This window comes from Pseudacidovorax intermedius, from assembly GCF_003350475.1.
In the GTDB taxonomy this organism is placed as follows: domain Bacteria; phylum Pseudomonadota; class Gammaproteobacteria; order Burkholderiales; family Burkholderiaceae_C; genus Xenophilus; species Xenophilus intermedius.
In genome coordinates this window covers 56,027-62,869 of the sequence record NZ_QQAV01000018.1, presented here as the reverse complement: position 1 = coordinate 62,869, position 6,843 = coordinate 56,027, and the positions used below count along the sequence as shown (strand labels likewise).

Sequence of the window (6,843 nt, the reverse complement as noted above, 5' to 3'; positions counted from 1 at the left end):
TCAGCATCAGCATCAGCATCAGCATCAGCATCAGCATCAGCATCAGCATCAGCATCAGCATCAGCATCAGCATCAGCATCAGCATCAGCATCAGCATCAGCGTCGCCGTCATCAGGCGGGGTCGTGGGCGGGTTGGTGCCGCCAGGCTGTGTGAGGAAGACGGGGAAGGCCGTGCCGTTGTCGTCGCCGCCGCCGGCCAGTGCGCCCAGGACCAGTCCACCGCCCAGGGCGGCCAGGGCGAACTCGCCGAGTCCGAGGCCGCCGGCCATCGGGGGCGCGCCCTTCTTCACGGCCAGCGCGGCGGAGTCGACGCCCGAGTCGACCTGCAGGTCGCCCGAGGCAAGCCCCACATCGAGCTGGGAGCCGCCGCCTTCGAGCGCGCGGGTGGTCACGGTGGCGTCCGTGCCACCGACGAAGGTGCCGCTGATCGGCTGGGTGTTCGGCCCCGTCGGGTTGAACACCACGCCTGCCTGGCCGTCCTGCGGCACCAGGACCCGGTCACCCGCCTGAAGCAATTGGTTGGCCTGCGCCGGGATGTCCACGCCATCGCGCACCACCATCACGCCGGGCGAAACGCTGGTCAGCGTTCCAATTCCGGCGGCGGCATTGGCGCTGCCACCCCCCATCGGAATTGGCGTGGACATGACGCCCGCGGATGAGGCCTGCGCCATGAGTACAGGGGCCGTGCCGGAATTGCCGGCCGTATCGGTCGTCGTCGTTGCCATCGCTCTTGCTCCACGCGTCTGGTTGAAAGATGCGGTTGAAGGGGGCAAGACGTGTGCCGCAGCGAAAGCGGCTGCGGGCACGCACAAAAGTGTGGATTTTTTGGCGTTTTGAGGAGGGTACGGGGGTCCTCGCCCAGGATGTTCCGGCGGGCGTTACGTAACGGCCGCGGTAACGAAGCGGTGACGTGCCGGGTGTCGCAGGGGCGCCATGAGGCTGCGCGAAACGTCGAAGTTCAATTCGGACGAAATAGACCGAACCGTGGAAGAAACAATTCTTTTGCGTACGGATTGCCGGCCAATCCGGAATTGAAATTCAAGGCCAGGGGCCAATCGGAATCAGCACGGCCAATTGCTGGCAGGGGCTTGTCCCGCCCGCGGCCCGCGCGCGACGGGCGGTTCGACGCAGCCGGACTTTCCTGCGGGCGGAGCCATGGCGGACCGGCTATCAGCTGCGCCCGTCCGCCGAAGCGGCGGTCGCGCATGGCGAGCCGCCGCGCCTGTGGCGCAATCAGCCCACCAGCGCCTGGGCGAACTCGCGGGCGTCGAAGGTTTCGAGGTCCTCGAGCTTCTCGCCGACGCCGATGAAGTAGACCGGCACCGGCGCCGTGCCCGGCTTGGTCCGGGCGCGTTCCTCGCCCCAGCGGGCGATGGCGCAGAGCACGCCGCCCTTGGCGGTGCCGTCGAGCTTGGTGACCACCAGACCGGTGAGGCCCAGCGCATCGTCGAAGGCCTTGACCTGCGCCAGCGCGTTCTGGCCGGTGTTGCCATCGATGACCAGCAGCACCTCGTGCGGCGCGGCCATGCCGCCGGCCGCGTCGGTGTCGGCCTTACCGATCACGCGCTTGATCTTCTTGAGCTCGTCCATCAGATGCAGCTGCGTCGGCAGGCGGCCGGCGGTGTCGACCAGCACCACGTCCTTGCCGCGCGCCTTGCCCGCGTTGACGGCATCGAAGGCGACGGCGGACGGGTCGCCGCCCGCCTGGCTGACGATCTCGACCAAGTTGCGGTCGGCCCAGATGGCGAGTTGCTCACGCGCGGCGGCGCGGAAGGTGTCGGCCGCGGCCAGCAGCACCGTGCAGCCTTCGTTGGCCAGGTGCTTGGTGAGCTTGCCGATGGAGGTGGTCTTGCCCGCGCCGTTGACGCCCGCGACCATGATCACGGTGGGCGTGTGGCGGCCGATCTCCAGCGGCTTTTCCAGCGGCTTGAGCACCTCGGCCACGGCGTCCACCAGCAGGGCGCGCACGGCCTGGGGCGTGGTGGCGCTGTGGCGCCACACGCGGTCCTTCAGGTCCTGCAGGATGTGCTCCGCGGCCGGGATGCCGGTGTCGGCCATCAGCAGCGCTTCTTCCAGCTGTTCGTAGAGCTCGTCGTCGATCTGGGCATTGACGAACACGGCCTGGATGCCGCTGCCGGTCTTCTTGAGCCCCGTGCGAAGGCGGTTGAGCCAGCCCTGCCGCGAAGGCTCAGGCGCCGGCTCGGCGCCGACGGGCGGCGCCGGCCGCACCACGGCCGTCGGCGGGGCGACCGGCACGGGGGCGGGCGTGGCGACACTGGCGGGCGGCGCTGCGGGAGCCGGTGGGGTCGGTGGCGTCACCGATGCCGGGGCAACCGACGGGATGTCGCGGTCGGCAGGAGCGGGTGCCTGGGTCGGCGGCACGACAGGGGGCACCGCAGGCGTCGGCGCCGGGCTGGGTGTGGGGGCCGGGGGCTGCGGTGCGACCGACGGGCCGGGCGATGCCGGAGCAACCGGGGCCGGTGCCGGTGCGTGCGCCACCGGTGCCGCGGCGGGAGGCAGTGGCGAAGGCCCAGGTGCCGGCGCGCTCGGCTTGTTTCCGAACCAGCTCGAAGGCGAGAACACCGAGCGTCCGCTGCCGGCTTCAGGGGCCGGCGCAGGTGCAGAGGAGGGCGGGGAGCCGGCCGGCGCCGCAGGCTCCGCCGGCGGCTTTTTCTTGAAAAAACTGAACATCCAGGCGCTTTTTAGAATCCGAGCCATTCTATGAAACACCCCCCGCCGAGCCGCCGGCCCCTTGCTGCGGCCCTGCTGGCGGCCTGCCTTGTACAGGCGGTGCCCGTCCATGCCCAGCAGCCCCCCGCCGAAGTGGCGCCCCTCACTCCCTCCGCATTGCCTTCGGCGGCCCAGCCGCCCCAGCAGTTCCGGCTGGCCAACGGCATGACGCTGATCGTGCAACCGGACCACCGGGCCCCCACGGCCGTGCAGATGCTGTGGGTGCGCGTCGGCTCCGTCGACGAGCTCGATGGCACCAGCGGTGTCGCGCACGTGGTCGAGCACATGATGTTCAAGGGTTCGGCCCTGCTCAAGCCCGGCGAGTTCTCGCGCCGGGTGGCGGCGCTGGGCGGGCGCGAGAACGCCTTCACCACCCGCGACTACACCGGCTACTACCAGCAGATCCCCGTCGAGCGGCTGGAAGAGGCCATGCGTCTGGAGGCGGACCGCTTCGCCAGCAACCAGTGGCCGGACGACGAATTCAAGCGTGAGATCGAGGTGGTGAAGGAGGAGCGCCGCATGCGCACCGAAGACCAGCCGCGCGCACTGCTGGGCGAGCAGCAGAACGCCGCCATCTTCAACGCCTCCCCCTATCGCCGGCCGGTGGTCGGCTGGATGAGCGACCTGTCGGCCATGACTGCGGATGACGTGCGCGGCTTCTACCGCCGCTGGTACGTGCCCGAGAACGCCGCGATCGTGGTGGCCGGCGATGTCGATCCGCAGAAGGTGCGGGCGCTGGCCGAGCGCTACTACGGTCGCATCCCGGCGCGCGCCGTGCCGGTTCGCAAGCCCTACACCGAGCTGCCGCAGCGCGGCATCCGGCGCATCGAATTCAAGGCACCCGCCGAGCAGGCCTATGTGTCGCTGGCCTTCCGTGTGCCGCAGCTGGATTCCCTCGACGAGGACTCCGACGCCTGGGCCCTGCTGGTGCTGGCGGCGGTGCTCGACGGCTACAACGGCTCGCGGCTGGACCGTGCGCTGGTGCGCGGGCCCGAGCGCGTGGCCGACGGCGTGAGCGCCGGCTACGGCCTCTACGGCCGCGGGCCGCAGCTCTTCTACCTGGCCGGCGTTCCGGCGGCCGGTAAGACCACCGAGGCCGTCGAGGCGGCCTTACGTGCCCAGGTGGCGCGCATTGCTCAGGAAGGCGTTTCCGAGTCCGAACTCGCCCGCGTGAAGACGCAGTGGGTCGCCAGCGAAACCTACAAGCGCGACTCGGTCATGGCCCAGGCGCGCGAGCTGGGCAGCCAGTGGGTGCAGGGCCTGCCGCTCGATGCCGATGCCCGCATGCTGGCCAAGCTGCTGGCCGTGACGCCGGCGCAGGTGCAGGCCGTGGCCGGCCGCTATTTCGGTGACGACCAACTGACCGTCGCTACGCTGCGGCCACAGCCCATGTCGTCGGCGGCCAAGCGGCCGCGCAGCCCCTTCGGCCCGGTGGGAGAGATCCGATGAAGCGCGCTCTTGGCTTGATGCGGCAATGGCGCCGCACCGTCCTGCTGGCCCTGTTGGCCGGTGCCGCCGGTCTGGCCCAGGCGGGCGTGACCATCGAACACTGGCGTCTGGCCAACGGTGCGCAGGTCTATCTGGCGCGCACGCCGGCCCTGCCCATCGTCGATGTGCAGATCGATGTCGACGCCGGCAGCCGGCGCGACCCCGCCGCCCAGTCCGGCCTGGCGGGCGCCACTGCGGGCATGGCCGAGAAGGGCGTGCGGGCCAGCGGTAGCGAACCCGCGCTGGACGAGAACCAACTGGGCGAAGCATGGGCCGACCTGGGTGCCGAGTTCGACGTCGGCGCCAGCGCCGACCGCATGAGCTTCAGCCTGCGCAGCCTGGCCGATCCGGCACTTCTGGCCCGCGCGGCGTCCCTGGCCTCGCGCGAGATCGGCGAGCCGGCCTTCCCCGAGGAGGTCTGGCGCCGCGAGCGCGAGCGCATCGCCGCCGGCCTGCGCGAGGCCGACACCCGGCCGGCCAGCGTCGCCGGACGCGCCTTCGCGCGCGATGTCTACGGTGGCCATCCCTACGGTCAGGAGATGACCCAGGCGACCCTGGCGGCCATCGGCATCGAGGACATGCGGCGCTTCCATGCCGAGCTCGTGCGGCCCTGCCGGGCCAAGGTGAGCGTGGTGGGTGCCATCGACCGGCCGGGCGCCGAGCGCCTGGCAACGCAGCTGCTCTCGCGCCTGCCGCAGCAGGGCTGCCCGGCGCTCGCCGCCGTGCCCGAGGTGCCGCCCCTGGCCGAGGCCCGTCTGGAGCGCATTCCCTTCGACGCCGCGCAGGTGCATGTGTGGATCGGCCAGCCGGGCTACCGCCGGGCCGATGCCGACCACTTTGCGCTCACGCTGGGCAACTACATCCTGGGCGGCGGCGGCTTCGTCTCGCGCCTGACCGAGGCGGTGCGCGAGAAGCGCGGGCTGGCCTACAGCGTCTACAGCGGCTTCTCGCCCGGGCTGCATGCGGGCGCCTTCCGCATCGGCTTCCAGACCCGGCCCGATCAGGCCGAGCAGGCGGTGGCCGTGGCACGCGAGGTGCTGGCGAAGTTCGTCGCCGAGGGGCCGACGGCGGCCGAACTGCAGGCCGCCAAGGACAACCTGATCGGCGGCTTTCCCCTGCTGCTGGACAGCAACCGCAAGCTGCTGGGCAACGTGGCCAACATCGCGTGGAACGACCTGCCCCTGGACTACCTCGACACCTGGCGCGAACGCGTGAACGCCGTCACCGCCGAGGACGTGCGCGCCGCCTTCCAGCGCAAGCTGCAGCCGCAGCGCATGGTGACGGTCATCGTGGGCGGCACGGACAAGGCGCGCTGAGCACGGCGGGGCGCATCGGCGCCCCGGCGTCTTCGGTCCGGGTCATGGGCGCCGTTAAGCTCGGCCCGATGAACCGAAGCAAGTCCTCCACGAAGGCCGGTGCGGGCCGGCCCCACGAAGTCCGCATCATCGGCGGCGCGTGGCGCCGCACGCGGCTGCCCGTCGCCGATCGGCCCGGTCTGCGCCCCACGCCCGACCGGGTCCGCGAGACCCTCTTCAACTGGCTCGCCAGCCTGGCGGGCGCCAGTGGCGGCGAGCTGCCGGGCTGGCGCTGCATCGACGTCTTCGCCGGCACCGGCGCGCTGGGCTTCGAGGCCGCCTCGCGTGGCGCGGCCGAGGTGCTGGTCTGCGAGCAGGATGCCGCGCTGCTGCAGCAGATGAAGGCCACGCGCGACAAGCTGCAGGCCGATGCCGTGCAGGTGCAGCGTGGCGATGGCACCGCCTGGCTGGAGCGCAGCAGCCCGCGCCACTGGCATGCCATCTTCCTCGACCCGCCCTTCGAACAGGCGGCGCTGTACGAGCGCGCACTCAAGGCCGCGGCGGCAGCGCTGCAGCCCGACGGCGTGGTCTATCTGGAGGCCGACCAGGCCTGGACCGACGAGCGCCTTGCGCCTTACGGGCTGGCCGTCTTCCGCCACCTCAAGGCAGGCGCTGTGCATGCGCACCTGCTTAAGGCCCCGGCACCGGCGACCTGACGCGCGCCGGCGCGTGCCCGGACGCGATATGGTGCAGTGCAGCGAGGCGTACATAATGCGCGCCGAGACAACCCCCGGCCCCGCACCCAGGAGGAAGAGATGACGACCGATGTGATAGCCGTCTACCCCGGCACCTTCGACCCCATGACGCTTGGCCATGAGGACGTGGTCCGCCGCGCCACGCAGCTGTTCCCGAAGGTGATCGTGGCCGTCGCGGCCGGACACCACAAGAAGGCGCTGTTCTCGCTGGCCGAGCGCATCGAGATGGCGCGCGCCGTGGCCGAGCCTTTCGGTGGCTGTGTGACGGTCGAGAGCTTCTCAGGGTTGCTGCGCGACTTCGTGGTCGAGCGCGGCGGCAAGGCCATGGTGCGCGGCCTGCGCGCCGTGACCGACTTCGACTACGAGTTCCAGCTGGCCGGCATGAACCGCTCGCTCATGCCCGAGGTCGAGACCGTCTTCCTCACGCCCAGCGACAAGTACCAGTTCATCTCCAGCACCTTCGTGCGCGAGATCGCCATGCTCGGCGGCGAGGTGGACAAGTTCGTCTCGCCGCATGTGCAGGAGCGGCTGGCCGCCAAGGTGCGCAGCCTGGGCCGCGAATGAAGCCGGTGGGC

General features: G+C 70.9%; 5 protein-coding genes and 1 pseudogene. 4 read left to right on the top strand and 2 right to left on the bottom strand.

Translation table 11 applies throughout. From position 1 onward, the window contains the following. Positions 1-725 (bottom strand): annotated as a pseudogene (locus tag DFR41_RS27835) (hypothetical protein); the annotation flags it as partial. Between the two features lie 508 nt (positions 726-1,233). Continuing rightward, positions 1,234-2,691 (bottom strand): signal recognition particle-docking protein FtsY, encoded by a 1,458-nt coding sequence (ftsY, locus tag DFR41_RS26610; protein WP_114804947.1) that lies wholly within the window; start codon positions 2,689-2,691, stop codon positions 1,234-1,236. Positions 2,692-2,721: 30 nt separating this feature from the next. Here ftsY and DFR41_RS26605 point away from each other — a divergent pair, with 30 nt between their 5' ends. The 4 genes from DFR41_RS26605 (at position 2,722) to coaD (ending at position 6,832) form a co-directional block, all read left to right on the top strand. Next, a complete protein-coding gene (locus tag DFR41_RS26605) occupies positions 2,722-4,179 on the top strand; it encodes a M16 family metallopeptidase (protein ID WP_114804946.1) in 1,458 nt (485 codons plus the stop codon). Continuing rightward, entirely contained in the window at positions 4,176-5,534 is a 1,359-nt protein-coding gene (locus tag DFR41_RS26600) for a M16 family metallopeptidase (protein ID WP_425326732.1), read from the top strand. Before DFR41_RS26605 ends, DFR41_RS26600 begins: the two co-directional genes overlap by 4 nt. A gap of 68 nt (positions 5,535-5,602) precedes the next feature. After that, positions 5,603-6,229 carry a 16S rRNA (guanine(966)-N(2))-methyltransferase RsmD gene (gene rsmD, locus DFR41_RS26595; protein ID WP_244917892.1) on the top strand — a complete coding sequence of 209 codons (627 nt, stop codon included), beginning with the start codon at positions 5,603-5,605 and terminating at the stop codon, positions 6,227-6,229. A gap of 99 nt (positions 6,230-6,328) precedes the next feature. Next, positions 6,329-6,832 (top strand): pantetheine-phosphate adenylyltransferase, encoded by a 504-nt coding sequence (gene coaD / locus DFR41_RS26590; RefSeq protein WP_017760812.1) that lies wholly within the window; start codon positions 6,329-6,331, stop codon positions 6,830-6,832. Positions 6,833-6,843 lie beyond the last annotated feature (11 nt).